The organism is Bradyrhizobium sp. USDA 4369, from assembly GCF_054056435.1.
Window position 1 is genome coordinate 1,579,936 of record NZ_JBSRYH010000001.1, and the last position, 24,044, is coordinate 1,603,979.

The following is a 24,044-nucleotide window of genomic DNA, read 5'->3' on the forward strand; positions in this document are numbered from 1 at the left end:
AAAGAGAGACCGCCGGCGGCGATCCAGCGCTGGCGAGCATCGGCGACAGCCGAAGCCCCCAGGCCTCTGCTCGCGGGCACTCCTGCAGGCTACGCGCTTCCGCGATCGACCCGCGGGGACGCCGTCTTACCGCAGCCAGCGCCGCACGTTATCGTCACGCCGCCCGCACCGAATCCAGGAAACGGCTGACTTCGTCGCGGAGGCGGCTGCTCTGGCCGGATAGCGACTTGGCGGCGGACAGCACCTGGGACGAGGCGGAGCCGGTGGCATCGGCGCCCTGCCGGACATCGGCGATGTTCGCCGAAACTTGTTGGGTGCCGTGGGCGGCCTGTTGGACGTTGCGCGAGATCTCGCGCGTCGCCGAGCTCTGCTCCTCGACCGCGGAGGCGATGGCGGAGGCGATCTCCGACATCCGGGCGATGGTCTCGCCGATCTCCTTGATCGAGCCGACCGACTCCTGGGTCGCGCTTTGGATGCCGCCGATCTGCTGGCCGATCTCGCCGGTGGCCTTCGCGGTCTGCTCGGCCAGCGCCTTGACCTCGGAGGCGACGACCGCGAAGCCGCGGCCGGCCTCGCCGGCGCGCGCGGCCTCGATCGTGGCATTGAGCGCGAGCAGGTTGGTCTGTCCGGCGATCGCATTGATCAGCTCGACGACGTCGCCGATCCGCGCGGCGGCCTTGGCGAGCTCCGCGACATTGTCGTTGGTCTTGCGCGCCTGCGCCAGCGCCTCGCTGGCGATGCGCGCGGAATCCTGCACCTGGCGGCTGATCTCGTTGACCGAGGAGCTCATCTCCTCGGCAGCTGCGGCGACCGAATGCACGTTAGTCGAAGCCTCCTCGGAGGCTGCGGTCACCACCGTTGCGAGCTCCAATGACCGGCCGGCCGTGGTCGTCAGCGAGGCGGCTGAGCGCTCCAGGTCGGCCGACGCCGATGACACGACGCCGACGACCTCGCCGATCGCCATCTCGAACTCGCGCGTGAAGCGCTCGACCCGCTGGCCGCGCTCGATCTTCGCCTGGGCTTCGGCCGCAGCCGCCTGCTCCGCGCGCTTCTTCTCGAGCAGGGCCTCCTTGAAGGTCTGCAGCGAACCGGCCATCGCGGCGATCTCGTCGTCGCGATCGCTGGTCGGCACGACGACATCGTCGTTTCCGGCGGCCATCTGGCCGATCAGCCCGGTGAGGCTCACGATCGGATTGATGACTCGGCGGCGCAGCAGCGTGGTGACGAGCACGAGAATGCCGAGCAGCGTCGCGACCACGATCGTCGCCAGCGCGAGCATCATATAGGCTGTGTCGCGCGCGGCGACCGCCCGGTCGCGCGCCTCGGCGATCGCGGCGTCGCGCACGATGAAGAATTTCTGCACGGCCGGGACCACGGTCTCAGCCAGCTGATCCGCATTGAGAGAATAATTGAGGTCGCCGAGACCGGCCGCGATGTCCTTGTCGACGATCGGGATGGCGCGTCCAAAATAGGATTCGCGCGCGTCCTTAAAGGCGGCAAGCAGGCGCTCCGGATTACCGAGCTGGTCGATGCCGGCCTCGAGGCGCTCGCGATCGACCTCGGTGCGGCCCTGGGCGCGGTCCATTGCCGCCTTCTCGGCCGGGGTCACAGCGCGCCGCGCACTGAGCGCGGGCGACAGAGCCGCGGCGCGGCCTCCGGCGGTGACACGCAGATCCTGCGCGGTGCGGGCCACGTCGAGCAGCGTGGTCAACGACGCGTCGGCATTGGCGATGTGGTTCTGCAGGCGGTTGAGGATCGGCTCGATGGCGAGGGCTACCTGGGTGACACCGGGGAGAAATCCCTTGATCGCGGCCTGGTCGCGCGCGTTCAGCGGCACGTTCAACGCGGGGTCCACCTTGGACAGGATCTCGGACAGCTTGGATGAGGCCTGCTCCAGGCTGCGCGTGATCCCCTCGCTGTCGGACACGTTGGCGAGCTGCGCGCGGGCCTTGGCGAACGAGGCGTCCGCCGATTGCCTGATCTTGCGCACGCCCTCGAGCTGCGCGGGGGAGGCAGGCCCCTCCTGGAAGATCGGCGTGATGTAGGGGGCGCGATGGCCGACGACGTCCTGCGCGAACAGCAGCACGGCGCCGAAGGCCTCGACGGTCTTGATGGCTTCAGCCTTGTCGTTGACGGCCCTGACCTGCTCGATGACCACTTGCGCGGCGGGCAGAATGGCCAGCGCGGTCACCGACAGCATGGATATTGCGAACAGACGGCCGATTTTCATCGTTGAATCCCGGTTTCGATCCGGCGACGCTACGGGCCGATCGCTTAAGTTTATGCTTAATTTAACCGCCGTAGTTCTACGGGATTTCCGGGCGGAGCCCGTGCCTGGGGCTGGTGCAAAGCGCGTTACAGGTCGAAATACGTCGGCAGCAACAGGACATCAAGATCGATGCAGCGACGAACATGCGCAGCGCCCTCGGCGAGGCCCGGCGCGATGACCGAGAGATCGCCGGCGAGGATCCTGTGCTGGCGAGCATCGGCGACAGCCGAAACTACAGGCCCTTGCTCACAGGCACTCCTGCAGGCTACGCGCTTCCACGGCGATCGACCAGCGGGGACGACGTCTCACCGCAGCCGCCTCATTGAGCGCGCGTCACGCCGCGCGCACCGAATCCAGGAAGCGGCTGACTTCGTCGCGGAGGCGGCTGCTCTGGCCGGACAGCGATTTGGCGGCGGACAGCACCTGGGACGAAGCAGAGCCGGTGGCATCGGCGCCCTGCCGGACATCGGCGATGTTCGTCGACACCCGTTGGGTGCCGTGGGCGGCCTGCTGGACGTTGCGCGAGATCTCGCGCGTCGCCGAGCTCTGCTCCTCGACCGCGGAGGCGATGGCGGAGGCGATCTCCGACATCCGGGCGATGGTCTCGCCGATCTCCTTGATCGAGCCGACCGACTCCTGGGTCGCGCTCTGGATGCCGCCGATCTGCTGGCCGATCTCGCCGGTGGCCTTCGCGGTCTGCTCGGCCAGCGCCTTGACCTCGGAGGCCACGACCGCGAAGCCGCGGCCGGCCTCGCCGGCGCGCGCCGCCTCGATCGTGGCGTTGAGCGCGAGCAGGTTGGTCTGGCCGGCGATCGCATTGATCAGCTCGACGACGTCGCCGATGCGCGCCGCTGCCTTGGCGAGCTCCGCGACATTGTCATTGGTCTTGCGCGCCTGCACCAGCGCCTCGCTGGCGATGCGCGCGGAGTCCTGCACCTGGCGGCTGATCTCGTTGACCGACGAGCTCATCTCCTCGGCGGCTGCGGCCACCGAATGCACATTGGTCGAGGCTTCCTCGGAAGCCGCGGTCACGACCGTGGCGAGCTCCAATGACCGGCCGGCGGTGGTCGTCAGCGAGGCGGCCGAGCGCTCCAGATCCGCCGACGCCGACGACACGACGCCGACGACCTCGCCGATCGCCATCTCGAACTCGCGCGTGAAGCGCTCGACCCGCTGGCCTCGCTCGATCTTCGCCTGGGCTTCGGCGGCAGCCGCCTGCTCGGCGCGCTTCTTCTCCAGCAGCGCCTCCTTGAAGGTCTGCAGCGAGCCGGCCATCGCGGCGATCTCATCGTCGCGATCGCTGGTCGGCACGACGACGTCGTCGTTGCCGGCGGCCATCTCGCCGATCAGCCCCGTGAAGCTCACGATCGGATTGATGACACGGCGGCGCAGCAGCGTGGTGACGAGTCCGAGAATGCCGAGCAGCGCCGCGACCACGACCGTCGCCAGCGCGAGCATCAGATAGGCCGAGTCGCGCGCGGCGACCGCCCGATCGCGCGCCTCGGCGATGGCGGCGTCGCGCACGATGAAAAATTTCTGCACGGCCGCGAGCACGGCCTCAGCCAGTTGACCCGGACCGAGAGCGGAGTCGGAGTTGGCGAGAGCGGCCGCGATGTCCTTGTCGACGATCGGCAAGACGCGTTCGAAATAGGCTTCGCGCGCATCCTTGAAGGCGGCGAGCAGGCGCTCCGGATTGCCGAGCTGGTCGATGCCGGCCTCGAGACGCTCGCGGTCGACGTCGGTGCGGCCCTGGGCGCGATCCATCGACGCCTTCTCGGCCGGGGTCAACGCGCGCGCCGCGCTGCGCGCCGGCGACAGAGCCGCGGCGCGGCCTCCGGCGGTCACGCGCAGATCCTGCGCGGTACGGGCCACGTCGAGCAGCGTAGTCAGCGACGCATCGGCATTGGCGATGTGGTTCTGCAGGCGGTTGAGGATCGGCTCGATCGCAAGAGCCACCTGGGTGACGCCAGGGAGAAAACTCTTGATCGCGGCCTGGTCGCGCGCGTTCAACGGCACGGTCAACGTCGGCTCCACCTTGGAAACGATCTCCGACAGCTTGGACGAGGCCTGCTCCAGGCTGCGCGTGAGCCCGTCGCTGTCGGACACGTTTGCGAGCTGCGCACGGGCCTTGGCGAACGAGCCGTCCGCCGCCTGCCTGATCTTGCGCACGGCATCGAGCTGCGCGGGGGTTGCAGGCCCCTCCTGGAAGACCGGCGTCATGTAGGGGACGCGATGGCCGACGACGTCCTGCGCGAACAACAGCACGGCGCCGAAGGCTTCGACGGTCTTGATGGCTTCAGCCTTGTCGCGGACGGCCCTGACCTGCTCGATGACCACCTGCGCAGCGGGCAGAATGGCCAGCGCCGTCACCGACAGCATGGATATTGCAAACATTCGGCCGATTTTCATCGTTGAATCCCGGTTTCAATGAGCCGAAGCTACGGACCGATCGCTTAAGTTTATGCTTAATTCAACCGCCGTAATTCCACGGGCTCTCCCCCCGCGGAGCCCGTGACTGAGGCTGGTCCCAAGCGTCTTACAGGTCGAAATTCGTCGGCAGCATCACGACATCGCGGATGGTCATGCCGCGCGGACGGGTCAGCATGAACATGATGACGTTGGCGACTTCGGCGGGCTCCAGCAGGCTGCCGGACTCCCGCGCTTCCTTGAGCTTCTCGGCCGGCCAATCGGCGATCAATGCGGTGACCACCGGGCCGGGCGAGATCGCGCCGACGCGGATGCCGTGCTTGAACACCTGGCGCCGCACGGTCTGCACGAAACAGTCGATCGCCCATTTCGAAGAGGCATAGATCGGCTCCCACGGCGTCGGGTAATGCGCCGCCAGCGAGCTGGTGACGATGATGTCGCCGGAGCCGCGGTCGATCATGTGCGGCAGCGCGTCACGCACGTTCTTCATGACGACATTGACATTGAGGTTCAGCATGCGGTCGATCGCATCCGTCTTGGCATCGACCAGATCGCCGCCAAGATAGCTGCCGGCATTGGCATGCAGGATGTCGAGCCGGCCGGCGGCATCGAGGATGCGCGGCAGCAGCGTGGCGCAATCAGTGGCATCGAGCAGATCGATCACCACGGGGATCACGGCTTCGCCATGCCGCTCGCGCAAGCGAGCCAGCGCCGACGCATCGCGGTCGATCATCACGACACGGGCACCGGCGGCGAGCATCGCCTCGCTGCTGGCGAGGCCGATGCCTGATGCGGCCCCGGTGACGGCGGCCACCTTGCCTTCGAGTTCCCCGGTCATCACGTCCTCCCTGTGAGCGCGCACCCTAGCGCAATTCGCGCATGGCCGCCGCGTCTCTTTGGAGCCAATCCAAGGCCCGCGCGTTGCATTCCCGCCGCACGATGAAGAGCCCGATGGTGGAGACGATCGACGCCTATCTCGCCCGCAAGCATCAGGAGCTGCAGCTCTTGAACGCCTGCCTGCGCCGTCCCCATGCCGTGCCGGCGCCGCGCTCGGTCAGCGAGGTTGTCCGGCACAAGTTTCAGCTTGCGGCGGCGCTGAAGGCCGAACATGCGCTGACCGACTGGAGCGCGACCGAGACGGCCTGGGCCGATACGGATGATCACCACGCCGGCCGTTCGCGTTGAGCCATGACTATCAGCGCACCGATCTCGACGTACGCGGCCCGTCCTTCTATGCGCTGCAACAGAGCCCCGACTCCACCATCTACACGATTTCCGGCATGGCGGCGATCGCGGCGCTGCTGCTGGCGACGCGGCCGGTGCTCGGCGAGGCCGACCTGATGATGCTGCCGGGCTCCTATGGCGAGACCCAGGAGCTGATCGACGCGCATGCGCGGCATCTGCGCTCGGTGACGCTCCCGGACGACCTGGCCGACACTTTGGCGCGGCGATCGTCCGCGCCGCGGCTGCTGCTGCTCGATTCCAGCGCGACGGCGGCGCGCTTCGAAGCCGTGCTTCGCTGCGCACGCCCGGCGATCAATCTCCTGATCTTCGACACCACCTGCTTTGCCAATGGTTCGGGACGCATCCGCCGCGTGCTCGCCTGGGCGCGGCGCTGTAACGTGCCGGTCGCGATGCTGCGCAGCCACACCAAGCTGGATTCGCTCGGCGCCGAATATGGCCGCCTGGGCTCGGTGGTGTTTGTCGATTGGACGACCATGTTGCCCGGCCGTCTCGCGCTTCAGGCGCTGCCCGAGGAAACGCGCAACGCCGTCAGGCTGCTCGGCGGCGCGGCGCTGCCGGCGCATTTTCCGCCCTATGTCGGCATGGCGCCCTACCGGGATCTGACCAATAGACGCGTCGCCGCCATCCTGCGCAACAGCCGCCGCGCGCGGCGCCAATTCGCGCGGACGCTGCGCGGCCTCACCGCGGAGCTCGATTTCGCGCACGGGCTCTACGTGACCCTCAACAGTGACGCGCCGCTCGACGAGGCCAGCGCGCGGCAGCGGCCATGAGCGAGGATCTGCGCCGCGCCGGCCTGCCGATCCGTCACGCCGGCAGCTTCGGCTTCGATTTCGCCGCGACCGAATGGTTTCGCGACGCCACCACCGATCGCTACAGCGTGCGCGTCGCCGTGCCCGATCTGCCCGTCGCGCTCTGGGACGAGCTGACGGATGCCATCGCGACCTGGTGGTCCATGCATCAGGGACGATCTGCCGCGGCGTGACCGCGCGCGATGGCACGTGGTTTGCCTTTCCGACGGCAAGCGATCACGCCGCAGGAGGGCCCATGAGCAGCTCGAAAACTGATATGTCACGCCGGATTGTCCTCGGCGGATTGGGGGCTGCCGGCTTGAGCGCGTGGGCGCCGCGCGGGGCCGGGGCGCAGGGACGCGCCGAGACGCTGCTGGTGGTGCAGGAGCTCGGCCCCAATTCGCTGGACATGCAGGGCGTCGGCGCGAACCAGACCGTCAACGGGCTCGCCTGGAACTGCTACGACCGGCTGCTCAGCTACGCGGCCAAGACCCTGCCCGATGGCACCACCTCCTACGACCGCGCCGTGCTGGCGCCGGAGCTCACCGAGAGCTGGGAGGTCGCCCCCGACGGCCTGTCCTGCACCTTCAAGCTGCGCAAGGCTGCGACCTTCCATGACGGCACGCCGGTCACGGCCAAGGACATCAAATGGTCGTTCGACCGCGCCGTCTCGGTCGGCGGCTTCCCGACGTTCCAGATGTCGGCGGGATCGCTGGAGAAGCCGGAGCAGTTCGTCGTGGTCGACGATCACACCTTCCGCATCGACTACATCCGCAAGGACAAGATGCTGCTGTTCAACGTCGCGGTCGTCGTGCCCTTCATCATCAATTCGGAGCTTGCGAAGAAGAACGCCACGGCGGAAGACCCCTGGGCGCTGGCCTGGCTGAAAGCCAACGAGGCCGGCAGCGGCGCCTACAAGGTCGAGAGCTGGAAGCCCGGCACCGAGACCGTGCTGAGCCGCTTCGACAATTGGACATGCGGGCCGCTGCCGAAGATCAAGCGCGTGATCGCGCGCGACATCCCCTCCGCCGGCACCCGCCGCGCCATGCTCGAGCGCGGCGACGCCGATCTCTCCAGCGGCTTCGCGCCGCGCGATTTCGATCAGCTGATCAAGGAGGGCAAGGTCAAGGTGACGGGCGTGCCGATCCCCAACGCGCTGTGGTATGTCGCGCTCAACACCGCCAAGCCACCATTCGACAACGTCAAGCTGCGCCAGGCGATCGCCTGGGCGATGCCCTATGAGCAGATCCAGTCGGGCGCGTTCTTCGGCCGCGCGGTGCCGATGTATGGCGGCGCCGGCGAGGTGAGCAAGCCGGAGTGGCCGCAGCCGTTCCCCTATGTGACCGATCTCGACAAGGCCAGGGCGCTGATGAAGGAGGCCGGCTTCGAAGCCGGACTGGAGACGACACTGTCGCTCGACGCCGGCACCGCCACGGTCGGCGAACCCACGGCGATCCTGATCCAGGAGAACCTCGCCAGGATCGGCATCAAGGCCTCAATCGACAAGATCCCCGGCGCCAACTGGCGCACGACGCTGAACAAGAAGGAGCTGCCGATGGCGCTCAATCGCTTCAGCGGCTGGCTCGATTATCCCGAATACTATTTCTATTGGAATTTCCACGGCCGCAATTCGATCTTCAACATCTCGTCCTATCAGAGCAAGGACATGGACGCGCTGATTGAGACGGCGCGCTTCACCAATGACGCCGCGGAGTATGAGGCAACCGTGAAGGCGTTCATCACGCTGTGCATGCGCGAGGTGCCGGTGGTGCCGCTCAACCAGCCGATCCACGACGTCGCGATGCAGAAGAACGTGAGCGGCTATGAATTCTGGTTCCACCGGGAGCCGGACTACCGGCAATTCGTGAAGGGATAGCAGTCAGTCAGGCGGAGGCCGACGGACAACCGGCTATGTGACGACACCTCTCGCCACGAGACGCTGCACGCTCTCCCCTTTTAGAAGAGGGTGCGCCGTCTCCGTGGCTTGCCTATTCGCGTCGCCGATATCATCGCGCCCTCATTGCGCGGCCCCTTCACAACCACCCGCGCTTTCTGAACTGCCAGTACAGCACGCTGCACACCGCGACGATGACGCCGAGCACGGCGTAGTAGCCATATTGCCATTTCAGCTCCGGCATATGCTCGAAGTTCATGCCGTAGATGCCGGCCACCGCGGTCGGCACGGCGAGGATCGCGGCCCAGGCGGCGAGCCGGCGGGCAATGTCGGTCTGCTGCGCCTGGCCGGCCATCATGCTGGCCTCGAACACGAAAGCAAGGATCTCGCGCAGCGAATCCGCATCCTCCTCGGCGCGCTTGGCGTGGTCGAGCACGTCGCGAAACAGCGGTGCCATCTCGGCATCGATCGCGACATTGTCGGCGTGCTCCAGCCGCTTGCAGACGTCGACCACGGGACCGACGGCGCGGCGCAGCCGCAGCAGGTCGCGCCGGAGCCGATAGAGCCGGTCGACCTCGTGACGCGCCAGCGGCCGCTGCAGCACGACCTCCTCAAGCGTCTCGACCTCGGCCATGATGCTCTCGGTCACCGGGAGATAATTGTCGACGATGAAATCGAGGATCGAATAGAGGATGTAGTCCTCGCCCTTGGCGAGCGAGCCCGGACAGCTCTCGCAGCGCTCGCGCACCGCGCCATAGGAGGTCGAGGCGCCGTGGCGCACCGAGACGACGAAGCCCGGACCGACGAAGATGTGCGTCTCGCCGAACACGATGTGACCCTGCACCAGCTGCGCGGTGCGCGCGACCACGAACAGCGCGTCGCCATAGCGCTCGACCTTCGGCTGCTGATGCGCCTTCGACGCGTCCTCGATCGCCAGCTCATGCAGGTCGAACTGGCGCGCGATCCGCCGCAACAGCTCGGCATCCGGCTCATGCAGCCCGATCCAGACCACGTGGCCGGGCCGCTTGCTCCAGGCGCCGGCGTCCTCGATCGCGATGTCGACGACGCGGCGACCGCCGGCGTAGACGCCGGCCGCGACCACCCCCGGCTCGCGTGGCCGGCCCCGCCCCTGTGCGACTGGGGCCTCGCCCGGCGCTGGCGTGGTGACATGGCGCATGCTGGCTCTCCGCTGTCGCCGCTGATTTTCCGCGCCCGGCCTCGTCCGGTCAAGCTGCGCATCAGGTCACGCCGGTGGGGCCGTCGAGCAGCTGCCTGACGCGGCGGACCAGATCGGTGCGGCGGTACGGCTTGTTGATGATCTCGAACTCGCCGATGTTCGCATCGGCCCGCTCCACCGCGGCATCGGAATAGCCGGTCGTGAGCAGCACCTTCAGCTTGGGCTGGCGCTTGCGCGCCTCGCGCGCCAGCACGGTGCCGTTCATGCCGCCGGGCATCACAAGATCGGTGAACAGCAGATCGAAGCGGGTCTCCGAATCCAGCAGCTCAAGAGCGGTCGGCGCATTGGCGGCGATCTCCGTGCGATAGCCGAAATCCTCCAGGATCGAGCGCGCGAGCTCGGCCACGTCGGCACGGTCCTCGACGATCAGGATGCGCTCGCTGCCGGTGCGGTCCATCGCCATCTGCGGACGGATCGCGGGCGCCGCGATCTCCTGCTCGGTGGCCGGGAACAACAGCTGGACGGTCGTGCCGAGGCCGACCTCGCTGTAGATATAGGTACTGCCGCCGGACTGCCGGGTGAAGCCATAGACCATCGCGAGCCCGAGCCCGGTGCCCTTGCCCTCTTCCTTGGTGGTGAAGAACGGCTCGGCGACACGGGCGAGAATCTGCGGCGGAATGCCGACGCCGTCGTCGGACACTTTCAGCGCCACGTAGCGGCCGCCCTTGGGCACGCCGAACTGCACCACGTCCTCCTCCGAGATCTCCTTGTTCTCGGTGCGGATCGTGAGCGTGCCGCCATCGGGCATCGCGTCGCGGGCATTGACGAACAGGTTGAGCAGCGCGACCTCCGCCTGGGTCTGGTCGATCCGGCTGTTCCACAGGCCTGGCTCCGCCTTGACCTCGATGCGAACGCTTTCGCCGAGCGTCTGCCGTGCCATCTGCACCAGGGTTTCAATCATGTTGTTGAGGTTGATCGGCCGGCTGTCGAGACGCTGCTTGCGCGCGAACGACAACAGCTGCTGCGTCAAGGTCGCTGCACGGTTGGCGGCGGAGCGGATGTTCTCGACCGCGCGGCGATGCCGCGGGGCAAGCCCGCTCACGGCGCCCTGCAATGTCTCGGTGTAGCCGATGATGACCTGCAGGATATTGTTGAAGTCGTGCGCGATGCCGCCGGTGAGCTGCCCGATCGCCTCCATCTTCTGCGACTGCACCAGCGCGCTCTCGGCATCGCGCCGCCGCGACACGTCGAGCTGGGAGCCGAAGAAATACACCAGCTCGCCGTCGCGGTTGTAGACCGGGCTGATGAACAGCGCATTCCAGAACGTCGCGCCGTTCTTGCGGTAGTTGAGGATCTCGACCGCAATGTCGCGACGACTCGCGATCGCGCTGCGGATTGCCGCGATCGTCTCCTGGTCCGTATCGGGCCCCTGCAAGAAACGGCAATTGGTGCCCACGATCTCGTTGAGCTCGTAGCCGGTCATTTCCAGGAACGCGCGGTTGGCGAACAGGATCGGATTGTCGCTGTGGCGCGGATCGGTGACGATCATCGGCATCCGCGTGGTCTCGACCGCGGCGAAGAAGATGTCATGGTGCTCCGACGACAGATCGGACGCATCGCCGCGGTCGACGACCGCGCGCGCCCGCTGCGGCTTCTCTTCTGACATGCTTCCCAGCTCCGCCTTTCCTTCTTCATGCCGCGCACGGCCGCGCCGGACATCCGATGCAGCGCACCCTCGATATGCCGCCCGAGGGGATCGGGTTCCCGGTTTCGCCAGCGTGGCGCATATGCAGGGACGTGCTCACGAAAACGCGACGCCCTGTCGCGGGAACGAATGCCAAGAAAGCAGCACCGCGACCCGCTCCGAGGCGCGCGCCAATTCTCGTCGGCTGCTGCTCGACGCGCCCGATGCAGACGCGCTACATCGTCGTCTCCATCATCGTTAACGGCAGGAATCATCGTCATGGCAGAACAACGGGTCGCGCTGGTCACCGCCGGCGGCAGCGGCATGGGCGCGGCAGCGGCCCGCCGCTTGGCCGCGGACGGCTTTCACGTCGCCATCCTCTCGTCCTCCGGCAAGGGCGAGGCGCTGGCAACCGAGCTCGGCGGCCTCGGTGTCACCGGCTCGAACAGGTCCAACGACGATCTGAACCGCCTCGTCGACGGCGCCATGAGCCGATGGGGCCGCATCGACGTGCTCGTGAACAGCGCCGGCCATGGCCCGCGGGCGCCGATCCTGGAGCTGACCGACGAGCAGTGGCACGCGGGGCTCGACACCTATCTGCTCAACGTGATCCGCCCGTCGCGTCTGGTGACGCCGATCATGCAGGCGCAGAAGGGCGGCGCGATCATCAACATTTCCACCGCCTGGACCTTCGAACCGTCGGCGATGTTCCCGACCTCGGCGGTGTTTCGCGCCGGGCTCGCCGCCTTCACCAAGATCTTCACCGACAGCTATGCGGCCGACAATATCAGGATGAACAACGTGCTGCCGGGCTGGATCGACAGTCTCCCTGCGACCGAAGAGCGTCGCAGCAGCGTGCCGATGGGCCGCTACGGCAAGGCCGAGGAGATCGCCGCGACCATCGCTTTCCTCGCCTCCGACAGCGCGGCCTATATCACCGGCCAGAACATCCGCGTCGACGGCGGCCTGACCCGCAGCGTGTGAGCCGCTGCGCGTCGTCAGAACATCTCGAAATACTCACGCTGCTCCCAGTCCGACACCTCGGCCTGGAAGCGCTCGATCTCGGCATTCTTGATGAAGGTGTAGTAGTCGATGAAGGTGGCGCCGAATGCGTTGCGGAAGAAGGCGTCGGCCTTCAGCGCGTCGACCGCCTCATGCAGCGACTTCGGCAGCAGGCTGGCCTTGGTCTCATAGGGCACGTCGGCCGACGGTCCCGGATCGAGCTTGCGGTCGACGCCGTCGAGGCCGGCCAAGATCTGCGAAGCCATGTACAGATAAGGATTGGCGGCAGGCTCGCCGATGCGGTTCTCCAGCCGCGTGGCGGAATCGCCTGCGCCGCCGAGCACGCGGATCATGACGCCGCGGTTGTCGCGGCCCCAGATCGCGCGGTCCGGCGCCAGCGAATAGGACCGGTAGCGGCGGTAGCCATTGATGGTCGGGGTCGAGAACACAGCGGCGGCGCGCGCATGCGCGAGCAGGCCCGCCATGTAGTGACGGCCGAGCGCGGACAGCCCGTCCGACTCCAACGTCATGAACGCGTTGCTGCCGTCGCGCGCGACCAGCGACTGGTGCAGATGCCAGCCTGACGACATCACATTGGGAATGCGCGGCCGGCACATGAAGGTGGCGTGATAGCCGTGGCGCTGGGCGATCTGCTTCACGGCGCTGCGGAACAACACCATAGTGTCGGCCGGCGCAAGCCCGATCGCCGGCTGCAGCACGAACTCGCACTGGCTCGGACCATATTCGAGCTCGATCGAGCGCAGGGGCAGGCCCAGCGCGACGAGATTGGCCCTGACGATCTCGAGCGCCGGCTCCATCTGATCGAAGCGCTGCTCGGTGAGATATTGATAGCCTTGCGTCAGCAGGCTGACCGTTGGCGGCACGCCGGGCTGGCCGGGCGAGCCGGCGTCACCCGGCGCAAGACGCGGATCTTCGACCTTGAAGATGTGGCACTCGACCTCGAGCCCGGCCTTGAACTGATAGCCGCGCTGATCGAGCGCCGCCAACGCAGAGCGGTAGAGATTGCGCGTGGCGAAGGGAACGGGCGCACCATTGGCGAAGTAGAGATCGCACAGCACCCACCCGGTGCCGGGCGACCAGGGCAGCACGCGGAATGTCGAGGGATCGGCGACCATCAGCGCGTCGCTGCCGCCCTGCATCTCGCTCATGCCGAAGCCGCCGCCGGCCGTGAACACCGGAAACACCGTGCGATGCGAGGTGTCCTTGGCGAGCAAGGTCGTCGTGATCGAACAGCCATCCTCGAGCGAGGACAGCGCGGCATCGACGGTCAGCGCCTTGCCGCGCAGGATGCCGTGCTGGTCGGGAAAGGAGAAGCGGATCGTCTTGAGCCCCTGCTCCTCGGCGATCCGGCGCATGCGCAGCGCGGCCTCCGACTGCTCGGCCGACCACAATTGATGCTTTTGGACGAAACTCAACGATGGCTCCTGAGTGGGTGAATATCGGCGCGATCCGCAGTCGTTCGGAAGGCCTGGTGCCAGCCTCTCCCCGCATTCCGGAGATCAATCGCGTCTAGAGATCGGAGTGTAGCACTCGCCTGTCTCCACGTCGTCATGGCCGGGCTTGTCCCGGCCATCCACGTTGTTCGGTATCCTGAGGACCGCGTGGATGCCCGGGACGAGCCCGGGCATGAGGGAGTAACCGACTGACAAGGCTGCTCGTCGCAACAGCCCCCAACCAAATGCCCGCTCACGCTTGCCACTACTCCGCGGCGCTCAGATGCGGCGCGAGGCGGATGATATCCGCAGGCACCGGGGCCGCCCAGGGCGCGTTGCGGCGGCGACGGACGTCGACCTCCATCCAATAGGTCTCCCAGCCGCGGGTCGGGCCGATGCCGTCCATCGTCGCCGGCCCCTGCACGCTGCGCGCCTCCGCCGCATCGAGAAACAGCATCGGCTTGTCGCCGGTCGCGACAGCCTCGATCTGCTCGCGAAGCAGACGGCGATACTGAATGATCGCCTTGTCGGACTGACCGAGATGCTCGCGGGTGCGGTCCTGGATCCGGCCCATCGACTCCACTGCCCATTGGTCGTGGACATTGATGTCGTTGCCCATGCCGGTATAGGTCGCAGTCGCCTGCTCGTGCGGATCGAACCCGTAGTCATTGCTCTTGTTCTTGCGCGAGCGGTAGTCCGGCAGCTCATAGAGCTCCAGCCGTTGTGCCCGCATCTTCACCTTGTCGACCGGCGCGCCATAGCTGGTGAAGATCGCATACCAGTAGCAGGTCTCGTCATCGACCGGTACGTGCCACTGCGTGATCGTCATCTCCGTGCTCATCGGGATCACGAAGGCATGCGGGAACAGCTGATTGGTGACACGCACATGGGTGCGCTCGGCATCGATCTCGCGCAGCGCAATGATGCGCAGGCCGTATTCGGTGCGCTCGACATTGATGATGGGGCGATCATAGTCGCGCAACACCTTGGTCATCGGCAGCTCGCTGTCGGCGGAGGCGCCGCGGAACTGCTTGCCATAGGCGGTGGACGTATCCTCGTCCTCGAAGAAGCGATGCAGGAAGGAGGCGTGGGCGGGATCGATGCCGACCTCGAGCGCCTGCAGCCAATTGCACTCGATCAGCCCCTTGAAGGCGAACGTATAGGCCTCCGGCGCGGTGAAGCAGTCGAGATCCGGGAACGCCGGGGCAGCACCGTTGCCGAGCCAGGCCCACAGGATGCCGCCCTTCTCGACCACCGGATACGCGCGCTGCTTGACGTTCTTGCACAGGGCGGAGCCGGCCGGCTCGGCCGGCGTCTCCAGGCATTGCCCCTCGACATCGAACAGCCAGCCATGAAAGGCGCAGCGCAGGCCGCCATTCTCCAGCCGGCCAAAAGCGAGATCAGCCCCGCGATGCGGGCAGTCGCGGTCAAGTAGTCCGTAGCGGCCCTGCTCATCCTTGAAGAGCACGAAGTCCTGACCGAGCAGCTTGACGGCGCGAACCGGCCGATCGCCCGTGAGCTCGTCCACCAGCGCGGCCGGCTGCCAGTACATCCTCATCAGTTTACCGGCGGGCGCGCTCGGTCCGATGCGGGTGATGAGATCATTCTGCTCCTTGCTCATCATGATGGCCGTTCCTCCTGGGTTGTCGCATGTCGGGCGTTGAGCATCACGCGAACATCAAATATTGTGCGCTAGACGAACATATGTTCGCCAACATTAGATTCGCTTTAAACGGGGAGAAGCGCAAGTGAAAAAGCTACAACCGAAGCCCAAGGGGCGACGTCAGGCAGCATCACTGCGGCCCAAAACAACAACAGCGGATCGTGTCAGGTCGATGCCGAAACTGAAGCGGACTGATGAGGAGAAGAAGCAGGCGCGCGGCGACGGGCCTGAGTTCGTCGAGGCGCTCGATCGCGGTTTGCGGGTCATACAGGCCTTCAGCCGCGAGGGACGTCCGATGACACTCAGCAAGGCCGCGGAGCTCACAGGGCTTGCGCGCGCCACCGTGCGGCGCATCCTGTTGACGCTCAAGGCGTCGGGACTGGTGCATGGCGACGACCGGCTGTTCTCGCTGACGCCGCGCGTCCTGCTGCTGGCATCGAGCTATCTCGCATCGAACCAGATCAACACGGTGATGCAGCCCTTGATGGATGCGACGGCCGCAGAGGCGCGCGAGGTCTGCTCGCTCGCCGTTCTCGACTGCGACGAGGTCGTGTTCATCGCGCGGGCGACCGCGACGCGGATGTTCTCCACGGGTCTCGAGATCGGCTACCGGCTGCCCGCTTATTGCACCTCGGTCGGCCGTGCGCTGCTGAGCCGTTTGCCGGACGATCAGCTGCGCCAGACAATCGAGCGCACGGAGCTCAAAGCGATGACGCCGCAGACGACCACCGACACGGACGCGCTGATCGCGGCGATCGACGCCGTCCGCAGCGAGGGTTATTCCGTGGTCGATGGCGAGGCCGAGCAAGGCTTCCGCTCGATTTCCGTGCCGATTCGCCGCTATGACGGCGGCATCATCGCCGCCGCCAACATCGGCGGGCATGTCGACCGCATCACGGTCGACGAAATGAAGGAGCGCTTCCTGCCGCTCCTGCAGCAGCTGGCCACGACCGCGCAGCCGCTGCTGGTGTAACTCCATCCGAACGGCGCCTGCCGCTCGCGAGGCGCCGCCGCCATCTTCCCGCGTGCCGGGCGGCGTGGCGGACGAGAGCCGCGGCTGCCGCCGCACGTATCGGATTTCCGCGGTCGACCGCGCCCGAGCGACAGGTCCTCGCATTCCCGCGCCCTCCTCTCGGATCACACGCACCACAGCCATGCCGCTGCGGGAGGCGCGGCATGCGCGCCGCGACGGGCGCCGCGACCCGCCCCTGCACCATGAGCCGAAGTCGCGCACGGACTCATGATGACCGACGAGGTCGCAATCGCAGCGAACCTTGAGTAGCCCGACCTCATCACAGCCATCTATTAGTTGCGGATCGACATGTGGTCGAAATCTGTTCCCGGCCACCCGATAGCCACAACTAATAAATCGGACGCTGCCGCAAGCGCTGCTGCAGGCCGTCCGCCATGAACGTGATATTGTCGTGACGCGCGGACCCGATTGCCACGATTGCCGTCGATCCGCAGGTAATATGACGCTGATCATCAGAAGGCTGCGTCCGACGTGGGAGTCATCAGATGCGTCGGGCCGCAAGCGAATGCGGTCGACGCCACCAGAAAGCCGCGAGCCACGCGGCCGCCCTCCACGCAGCGTGCAACTGACGATCACCCACTCTCTTTGAGAGCATGCATCGGCGCGCACGATCTCAAGGCGCAGGACAGCACGCCGATCTCTCAGTCCAGATGCACCAGGCTATAGACGTATGACTTCGCGCCTTTGCGGCTCACCCAGTCCCCTTCCGGCGGCGCCGTACCCTGCTGCGCCGGCAGCACGTTCCAGGGCCGGCCCATACAGGAATGGGACGGCTCGTCCCATGCGACCCAGCCCCAGTCCGGCTTCCACACGATCCAATAGTCACCATCAGCGCGCTTGAAGCCGCTGCTGCCGTCCGGACGGGTGGCGCGAACGAAGCTGTAGACCAGATCGTCGCTTTGGCGGCGAAGCTCGAAGCGAACAACTTCGTTGGACATCGACAGCATCTCGCGCGTAAATGGCACGTCGGACAGAAGACACCCTAGTTGACGAGGGTCATGCCGCTCCAGGGGAAAAGCCATGGCTGAAACGCTGCCGCTCGTGCTGGTGCCCGGACTGATCTCCTCGCCGCGGATCTATGCGCCGGTCATCCCGGCGCTGTGGCGGCTCGGGCCGGTGATGGTGGCCAATCACATCCGCGATGACAGCATGGCCGCGATCGCACGCCGCATCCTCGCCGAGGCGCCGCCGCGCTTCGCACTCGCCGGTCACTCGATGGGCGGCTACATCGCCTTCGAGATCATGCGCCAGGCCCCGGAGCGGGTCGCCAGGCTGGCTTTGATCAACACCCAGGCGCGGCCCGATACGCCGGAGGCGAGCGCCCGCCGCCGCACCATGATCACGCGCGCCAAGGATGGCGATTATCACGGCGTCGTCGACGAGCTGTTCGCAGGCTTCGTGCATCCGTCGCGCCAGGACGATACGCGGCTGCGCCAGCTGGTGCACGACATGGCCGAGGAGGTCGGCGTCATCGGCTTCATCCGGCAGCTGACCGCCATCATGTCGCGTCCGGACTCGCGACCGACCTTGACCGCGATCCGCTGCCCGACCCTGGTGCTGACCGCCGACACCGACAACACCATTCCGAACAGCCTGTCGAAGGAGATGGCCGACGGCATCAGCGGCAGCTGGCTGGTCGTGCTCGACAATTGCGGTCACCTGCCGCAACCCGAGCAGCCGGAGGAGACGGCGCAGGCGCTGGTGGAGTGGCTGAGAGGATAGACGGTTCCAACTGCCGACGCCGCCAGCCGCAACCGCTGGCATTTTCAGCATGTTGCAACTATGATGTTGGCATGCTGGATAATTTGCAGATTGCGAAGATTGCTCGCGAGGTTGCCGCGGCCAACCTCAGCAGTTCGGCTGCCATCGCCGATGTGACAGCGGCATCGCGCGTTGATTCCGCAGGCTCCGATGCCTTGCGGATCACGATCGTGCTGCGCCCCGTTGTTGATGCCAAGATCGCGGGTGAAGCAGTCCTCGACACGCTCGTGCAAATTCAGGAGCGCCTGCAAGCGGCCGGCGAGGACCGGTTTCCGCTGCTCGAATACACCACCGAAGACGAGGCCATCGCAGGTGGCGATTCTTAGTCCAGAGCACCTCTTCGGGCAGGCCGAGCAACTTATTCTGCCGACGGTCGGCCCTCCGCGGCAAGTCAACATCCGGCGCGCGATCTCCGCCGCCTATTATGGGTTGTTTCACGCAACACTGACCGCGGCAGCGGACCAGTTCATCGGCGCGAGCAAACGTACGACCAATCTATACGCGCTGGTTTATCGAACCGTGGACCATCGCGGCCTGCGCGTGCTTTGCGAAGAGGTGAAGAAATCAAGCAGATCGTCACGTTATCTCCCGTATGAGCCGTCGGGCGGGTTCGGCGCGCAGATCACAGCCTTCGCCGTTGCCGCCCTCGAGCTACAAGAGAAGCGACACGAAGCCGATTATAATCCGATGATCCGAATGAGGAGCCTGGACGCGCAGTTGGCAATCGCAGCCGCGCGGGCCGCGCTCACGGGATTCGAGGCGGCCGCAAAGCCCTCCCGCGAGGCGTTTCTGACGCTGTTGCTGTTTCCGCCACGGGCGACCTGATCGACGACGATCGGCTACGACTGCGCCGCAGTATAATTGATCTGACTTGCTCTCCGGATCGACGCGCCGCCACGAGCCACCGGTCTGGACCGTAAGAGCGTATCACGAGGATTGTGCGGCGCAGGGGTCAGCGGCATAGCGTCGAGGCGTCGATCGGACACAGGGTCGTCCGCAAGCAAAGCCCAACGGCAGCCCTATGCCTTCTATGCCTTCGTCACCCTCAACCCGTCCACGAACACATCCAGCAGCCGCAGCACGCTCTGCTGCCAGCCGGTCTGGTCGTGCATGTAGCACATGCCGATCAGGGCGCGGAGCAGATCGTCGGCGGTGACGTCGGAACGCACCTCACCGGCGTCGACCGCGCGCGCCAGCAGCGCGCCGATCGCGCGGGTGAGATGGCCGTGCGAATAAGCGGCGAGATCGGAATTGGCGTTCATCACGATCGCCAGCGCCGCCATCATGCCCTTCTTGGTGGCGACGAACTGCACCGTCGAGCGCAGCCAGCGCCGGAGCGCCTCGACCGGCGACGGCTCGCTCTTCAGCGCCTCGGCCAGCTCCGAGAGCTGCTCGACCTCGCGGCGATACACCGCCTCGAACAGGTCCTCGCGGGTGGGGAAATGCCGATACAGCGTGCCGATGCCGACGCCGGCCTGGCGCGCCACGGCCTCCAGGCTCGCCTCGGCGCCGCCGACGCTGAACACCGCCTTGGCCGCCTCCAGTACGCGCTCGCGATTGCGCTGGGCATCGGCGCGCGGCTTGCGGCTGCGCTCTTGTGGTTTCGGCTCCATCTCACCAGCTCTTGATGACGGACTGTTCATGTCCCCTTGCTAAACGGAGGCATCCTCCGTATAACTCGAACTGCCACCCGGGACAGCCGACCTTCCTCAGCTGTCGTCCCGCGGTCGCTGGATCTGGACGGAACCCGCCCGTAAGGCGGGTTCCGCTGCGATCCGATTAGGCCATCGCTTCGATCGGAACAACGCATGAATTGGACTGTCAGACTCACCATCAACGGTGAGCCGCGAACGCTTGCGCTCGACGACCCCCGCGTCACCCTGCTCGACCTGCTGCGCGAGCGCCTCCACCTCACCGGCACCAAGAAGGGCTGCGACCGCGGCCAGTGCGGCGCCTGCACCGTCCTGGTCGACGGCCGCCGCATCAATTCCTGCCTGACCCTCGCCGTCAGTCTGGACGGCGCTGCGATCACCACCATCGAAGGCCTGGCGCAGGGCGACCAGCTGCACCCGGTGCAGGAGGCCTTCATCGCCCATGACGCCCTGCAATGCGGCTTCTGCACGCCCGGCCAGATCATGAGCGCCGTCGGCCTGATCAGCGAGGGCCACGCCGGCGATGATCCGGACCGCGTGCGCGAAGGCATGAGCGGCAATCTGTGCCGCTGCAGCGCCTATGTGGGGATCGTCGAGGCGGTGCTCGATGCGCAGGACAAGCTCACGGGCAAGACGGAGCGCGCGGCATGAACCGGTTCGATTATGTGAAGCCGGCGAGCGTCGCCGAAGCCATCGCGGCCGCCAGCACGCCCGGTGCGGCCTATCTCGCCTCCGGCACCAACCTGCTCGATTTAATGAAGGGCAATCTCGTCAGGCCGGCACGGCTGGTCGACCTCTCGCAGATCGCCGAGTTGAAGCGGATCGAGACGCTCGGCAATGGCGATGTCAGGATCGGCGCGCTGGTGCGCAATTCCGATCTCGCTCATGACGCGCACTTCGCGCGCGACTTTCCGGCAGTGGCGGAAGCGCTGCTGTCGGGCGCCTCGGCGCAGCTGCGCAACGCCGCGACCGTCGGCGGCAATCTGCTGCAGCGGACGCGCTGCGCGTATTTCTATGATCCGGCATCGGCCTGCAACAAGCGCACACCCGGCGCCGGCTGCGACGCGCGGGAGGGCGACAATCAGCAACACGCCGTGCTCGGCTGGAGCGAGGCCTGCATCGCGACCAATCCCTCCGACTTCTGCGTACCGCTCGCCGCCTTCGATGCGGTGGTCGAGATCCAAGGCCCGGCTGGCTGGCGCGAGGTCGCGCTCGAGGCGCTGCATCTGTTGCCTGGCGCCACGCCGGAGCGCGAGACGGTGCTTGACCCCGGCGCGATCATCGTTGCGATCCGGCTGCCCGCAGCCGCACGCGCCTTCGCCGGGCACGCGCGCTATCTGAAAGTGCGCGAGCGCAACTCCTACGCCTTCGCGGTCGTCTCCGCCGCCGCTGGCCTCGTGATCGAGAACGGCACGATCAGGCACGCGCGTCTCGCGCTCGGCGGCGTCGCCGCCAAGCCGTGGCGCGCGCGCGAAGCGGAGGCACTGCTCGCAGGACAGCCGGCCGGTCCACCGGCGTTCCAGCACGCCGCCGAGGCGGCGCTGCGCGACGCCAGGCCGTCCGGGGACAACGCCCACAAGATCCCGCTCGCGCGCAGCCTGATCGTGCGCGCGCTGGCCGCCGCAGCACAGGGCACGCCATCGCGCATGCCGGCGCTGCCGGCCTCTCCCTTCTCCTCCGTTCCAGGAGTGCATCAATGACGCCTGAGCTCAATCTCTCCCGCGATCCCGCCCATCTCCGTCACGGCTCCACGATCGGCCAGCCGCTGTCGCGCGTAGACGGCCTGGCGAAGGTCACCGGCCGCGCGCGCTATGCCGCCGACAACAATCCGTCCGGCCTGCTTTACGCGGTGCTCGCCGTCTCCAGCATTGCGCGCGGCCGGGTCGTGTCCCTCGATGTCGACGCCGCCAAGGCGCATCCCGGCGTGGTCGCGGTGATGACCTCAGCCAACCGGCCGCCGCTGCAGGCCGATCCCGACGGCAAGCCGAACCCGTTCGCGTTCCGCTTCGAAGCGCTGCAGAACGATCGCGTCCGCTACGCCAACCAGCCGATCGCGGTGGTGGTCGCCGAGAGCCTCGAAGCGGCCACCGAAGGCGCCGCGCTGCTGGCGCCGCGCTATGAGGCCGAGCCGGCGCGGATCGGGCTCGACGCCGGCGAGGCCTATGTGCCGCCCGTCGTCGGCATGGGCTTTCCAGCCGAGAGCCATCATGGCGACACCGCCGCCGCGCTCGCCGGCAGCGACAAGCAGATCACGGCGACCTATGAGACCCCGGCGCATTATCACAATGCGATGGAGCCGCATGCGATCGTCGCGGAATGGCAGGGCGATCGCCTGATCATCGACACGCCGACCCAGGGCCTGGTGATGATGCGCGCGCGCATCGCCGGGCTGTTCGGCATCCCGCCCGAGAACATCTTGATCCGCAGCCCCTATCTCGGCGGCGGCTTCGGCGGCAAGGGCCTGATGGCCGGAGCGCAGGTGCTCGGTATCCTCGCCGCCAAATTGGTGGACCGTCCGGTCAAGCTGGTGGCGCGCCGCGAGCAGCTCTACGGCCCGTTCGGCCATCGTTCCCCGACGCGGCAGACGCTGAGGCTCGGCGCGACTGCGGCCGGACAGCTCTCGGCCATCCATCATCATGCCCGGATCGCAACTTCGAGCTTCGAAGATTTCTACGAGGCGGCGGCACATGTGACGCACACGCTCTATGCCGCGCCGGCGATCAGCACCACCTATGACGCGGTGCGCATGGACACCGGCACGCCGCTGTTCGTGCGCGCGCCGGGCATTGCGCCGGGATCGATCGCGCTGGAGAGCGCGGTGGACGAGATGGCCGAGGCCTGCGGCCTCGATCCGCTGGCGTTCCGCGTCAAGAACTACGCCGAGGTCGAGCCCGCCACCGGCAAGCCGTTCTCGTCCAAGGCGCTGCGCGAATGTTACACACAGGGCGCGGAGCGGTTCGGCTGGTGGGAGCGGCCGCTGAAGCCGCGGACGATGCGCGACAAGGACGGTTTCCTGGTTGGCTGGGGCATGGGCACGGCCACGTTCCATGCGCTGATGTTCGCCGGCCAGGCCCGCGCGGTGATCCGGCGCGACGGCACCGGCGTGGTGGAGAGCGGCGCGCATGACATGGGCCAGGGCGCCTGGACCGCCTTCGCGCAGATCGCCGCCGACGCGCTTGCGCTCGATCTCGAGCAGGTGACGTTCAAGGCCGGCAGCTCCGACCTGCCCGATGCCGGCATCGCCGGCGGCTCGGCCCACACCGCGACCGTCGGCACCGCAATCCACAATGCCGGCGCGGCCGTGATCGCCAAGCTCGCCGAGCTCGCCACCTCCGACCAGCGCTCGCCGCTGTTTGGCGCCGGCAATGCCGGCGTGATCGCGCGCGATGGCCGGCTGCTCCGGCGCGACGATGAGGGGCGCGGCGAGAGCTATGCCGAGATCCTCGCGCGCGCCGGCCTCGACGAGGTCGAGGGCTCCGGCGCGGGCGTGCCGGACCCGGCTGCGAACGAGCACTACGCAATGCATTCGCATGGCGCTGTGTTCGCGGAGGTGAAGGTCGATCCCGATCTCGGTCAGGTGCGCGTCACCCGCATGGTCGGCGCCTTCGCCGCCGGGAGGATCATCAATCCGAAGCTGGTGCGGAGCCAGCTCGTCGGCGGCATGATCTGGGGGGTCTCGCTGGCGCTGCACGAGGAGGCGATCATCGATCGCCGCTCGGGGCGGATCATGAACGCCAATCTCGGCGAATATCATGTGCCGGTGAATGCCGACATCCCCGCGATCGAGGCGTTCACGGTCGACGAGCACGATCCGTTCGTGAACCCGCTGGGCATCAAGGGGGTCGGCGAAATCGGCATCACCGGCTCGGCGGGCGCCGTCGCCAATGCGGTGGCGCATGCCACCGGCATTCGGGTCCGACGCTTCCCGGTGCGGATCAGCGACCTGGTGCCACCGGTGAGCTGACATGCGACAGCGTGGGATGCGCCCTCCGCTC

The 24,044-nt window shown here is 66.9% G+C and carries 18 protein-coding genes and 1 pseudogene; 10 read left to right on the forward strand and 9 right to left on the reverse strand.

The features are described 5' to 3' along the window. Positions 1 to 154: 154 nt before the first annotated feature. The 3 genes from ACVIJ6_RS07260 to ACVIJ6_RS07270 all read right to left on the reverse strand — a co-directional run bounded on the left by ACVIJ6_RS07260 (position 155) and on the right by ACVIJ6_RS07270 (position 5,534). The gene (locus ACVIJ6_RS07260; protein WP_456772128.1) at positions 155 to 2,230 is read right to left on the reverse strand and encodes a methyl-accepting chemotaxis protein; all 2,076 of its coding nucleotides are present in this window, start codon (positions 2,228 to 2,230) and stop codon (positions 155 to 157) included. Positions 2,231 to 2,602: 372 nt separating this feature from the next. Continuing rightward, positions 2,603 to 4,678 carry a methyl-accepting chemotaxis protein gene (locus ACVIJ6_RS07265; RefSeq protein WP_456772129.1) on the reverse strand — a complete coding sequence of 692 codons (2,076 nt, stop codon included), beginning with the start codon at positions 4,676 to 4,678 and terminating at the stop codon, positions 2,603 to 2,605. A 127-nt stretch (positions 4,679 to 4,805) separates the two neighbouring features. Next, positions 4,806 to 5,534: an SDR family oxidoreductase gene (locus ACVIJ6_RS07270; RefSeq protein WP_456772130.1), complete on the reverse strand. Its 729-nt coding sequence runs from the start codon at positions 5,532 to 5,534 to the stop codon at positions 4,806 to 4,808. Between the two features lie 116 nt (positions 5,535 to 5,650). On the opposite strand from ACVIJ6_RS07270, the pseudogene ACVIJ6_RS07275 reads away from it, so the two are divergent. Both ACVIJ6_RS07275 and ACVIJ6_RS07280 read left to right on the forward strand, forming a co-directional pair. Beyond that, positions 5,651 to 6,923 (forward strand): annotated as a pseudogene (locus ACVIJ6_RS07275) (hypothetical protein). A 62-nt stretch (positions 6,924 to 6,985) separates the two neighbouring features. Beyond that, the gene (locus ACVIJ6_RS07280) at positions 6,986 to 8,605 is read left to right on the forward strand and encodes an ABC transporter substrate-binding protein (RefSeq protein WP_456772131.1); all 1,620 of its coding nucleotides are present in this window, start codon (positions 6,986 to 6,988) and stop codon (positions 8,603 to 8,605) included. A gap of 157 nt (positions 8,606 to 8,762) precedes the next feature. On the opposite strand, the gene ACVIJ6_RS07285 is transcribed toward ACVIJ6_RS07280, so the two are convergent. After that, positions 8,763 to 9,800, reverse strand: coding sequence for a magnesium and cobalt transport protein CorA (locus ACVIJ6_RS07285; RefSeq protein WP_456772132.1), 1,038 nt, complete (start codon positions 9,798 to 9,800; stop codon positions 8,763 to 8,765). Positions 9,801 to 9,861: 61 nt separating this feature from the next. After that, complete coding sequence (locus ACVIJ6_RS07290) at positions 9,862 to 11,466, reverse strand: hybrid sensor histidine kinase/response regulator (protein WP_456772133.1); 1,605 nt, start codon at positions 11,464 to 11,466, stop codon at positions 9,862 to 9,864. A 297-nt stretch (positions 11,467 to 11,763) separates the two neighbouring features. Between ACVIJ6_RS07290 and ACVIJ6_RS07295 the strand changes: the two genes are divergently transcribed. Then, on the forward strand, positions 11,764 to 12,468 hold the full coding sequence (locus tag ACVIJ6_RS07295; RefSeq protein WP_456772134.1) for an SDR family oxidoreductase: 705 nt from the start codon (positions 11,764 to 11,766) through the stop codon (positions 12,466 to 12,468). A 14-nt stretch (positions 12,469 to 12,482) separates the two neighbouring features. On the opposite strand, the gene ACVIJ6_RS07300 is transcribed toward ACVIJ6_RS07295, so the two are convergent. After that, positions 12,483 to 13,922: a glutamine synthetase family protein gene (locus ACVIJ6_RS07300; RefSeq protein ID WP_456772135.1), complete on the reverse strand. Its 1,440-nt coding sequence runs from the start codon at positions 13,920 to 13,922 to the stop codon at positions 12,483 to 12,485. Positions 13,923 to 14,205: 283 nt separating this feature from the next. Next, complete coding sequence (locus ACVIJ6_RS07305) at positions 14,206 to 15,564, reverse strand: aromatic ring-hydroxylating dioxygenase subunit alpha (protein ID WP_456772136.1); 1,359 nt, start codon at positions 15,562 to 15,564, stop codon at positions 14,206 to 14,208. A 211-nt stretch (positions 15,565 to 15,775) separates the two neighbouring features. Here ACVIJ6_RS07305 and ACVIJ6_RS07310 point away from each other — a divergent pair, with 211 nt between their 5' ends. After that, positions 15,776 to 16,576 (forward strand): IclR family transcriptional regulator domain-containing protein, encoded by an 801-nt coding sequence (locus ACVIJ6_RS07310; RefSeq protein WP_456772137.1) that lies wholly within the window; start codon positions 15,776 to 15,778, stop codon positions 16,574 to 16,576. Between the two features lie 701 nt (positions 16,577 to 17,277). Here ACVIJ6_RS07310 and ACVIJ6_RS07315 read toward each other — a convergent pair. Then, positions 17,278 to 17,574: a hypothetical protein gene (locus ACVIJ6_RS07315; RefSeq protein WP_456772138.1), complete on the reverse strand. Its 297-nt coding sequence runs from the start codon at positions 17,572 to 17,574 to the stop codon at positions 17,278 to 17,280. A gap of 82 nt (positions 17,575 to 17,656) precedes the next feature. On the opposite strand from ACVIJ6_RS07315, the gene ACVIJ6_RS07320 reads away from it, so the two are divergent. The 3 genes from ACVIJ6_RS07320 to ACVIJ6_RS07330 all read left to right on the forward strand — a co-directional run bounded on the left by ACVIJ6_RS07320 (position 17,657) and on the right by ACVIJ6_RS07330 (position 19,222). Next, entirely contained in the window at positions 17,657 to 18,358 is a 702-nt protein-coding gene (locus tag ACVIJ6_RS07320) for an alpha/beta fold hydrolase (protein ID WP_456772139.1), read from the forward strand. A 71-nt stretch (positions 18,359 to 18,429) separates the two neighbouring features. Then, entirely contained in the window at positions 18,430 to 18,723 is a 294-nt protein-coding gene (locus tag ACVIJ6_RS07325; protein ID WP_456772140.1) for a hypothetical protein, read from the forward strand. After that, positions 18,710 to 19,222: a hypothetical protein gene (locus ACVIJ6_RS07330; RefSeq protein WP_456772141.1), complete on the forward strand. Its 513-nt coding sequence runs from the start codon at positions 18,710 to 18,712 to the stop codon at positions 19,220 to 19,222. Before ACVIJ6_RS07325 ends, ACVIJ6_RS07330 begins: the two co-directional genes overlap by 14 nt. Before the next feature lie 203 nt (positions 19,223 to 19,425). On the opposite strand, the gene ACVIJ6_RS07335 is transcribed toward ACVIJ6_RS07330, so the two are convergent. After that, positions 19,426 to 20,010, reverse strand: a complete 585-nt coding sequence (locus ACVIJ6_RS07335) for a TetR/AcrR family transcriptional regulator (protein WP_456772142.1) — start codon at positions 20,008 to 20,010, stop codon at positions 19,426 to 19,428. Between the two features lie 195 nt (positions 20,011 to 20,205). Between ACVIJ6_RS07335 and ACVIJ6_RS07340 the strand changes: the two genes are divergently transcribed. From ACVIJ6_RS07340 to ACVIJ6_RS07350, 3 genes are read left to right on the forward strand one after another with little or no spacing between them, the layout of a single operon-like run. Beyond that, positions 20,206 to 20,700, forward strand: coding sequence for a (2Fe-2S)-binding protein (locus ACVIJ6_RS07340; protein WP_456772143.1), 495 nt, complete (start codon positions 20,206 to 20,208; stop codon positions 20,698 to 20,700). Then, entirely contained in the window at positions 20,697 to 21,749 is a 1,053-nt protein-coding gene (locus tag ACVIJ6_RS07345) for an FAD binding domain-containing protein (RefSeq protein WP_456772144.1), read from the forward strand. Before ACVIJ6_RS07340 ends, ACVIJ6_RS07345 begins: the two co-directional genes overlap by 4 nt. Beyond that, entirely contained in the window at positions 21,746 to 24,013 is a 2,268-nt protein-coding gene (locus ACVIJ6_RS07350) for a xanthine dehydrogenase family protein molybdopterin-binding subunit (RefSeq protein WP_456772145.1), read from the forward strand. Before ACVIJ6_RS07345 ends, ACVIJ6_RS07350 begins: the two co-directional genes overlap by 4 nt. Positions 24,014 to 24,044 lie beyond the last annotated feature (31 nt).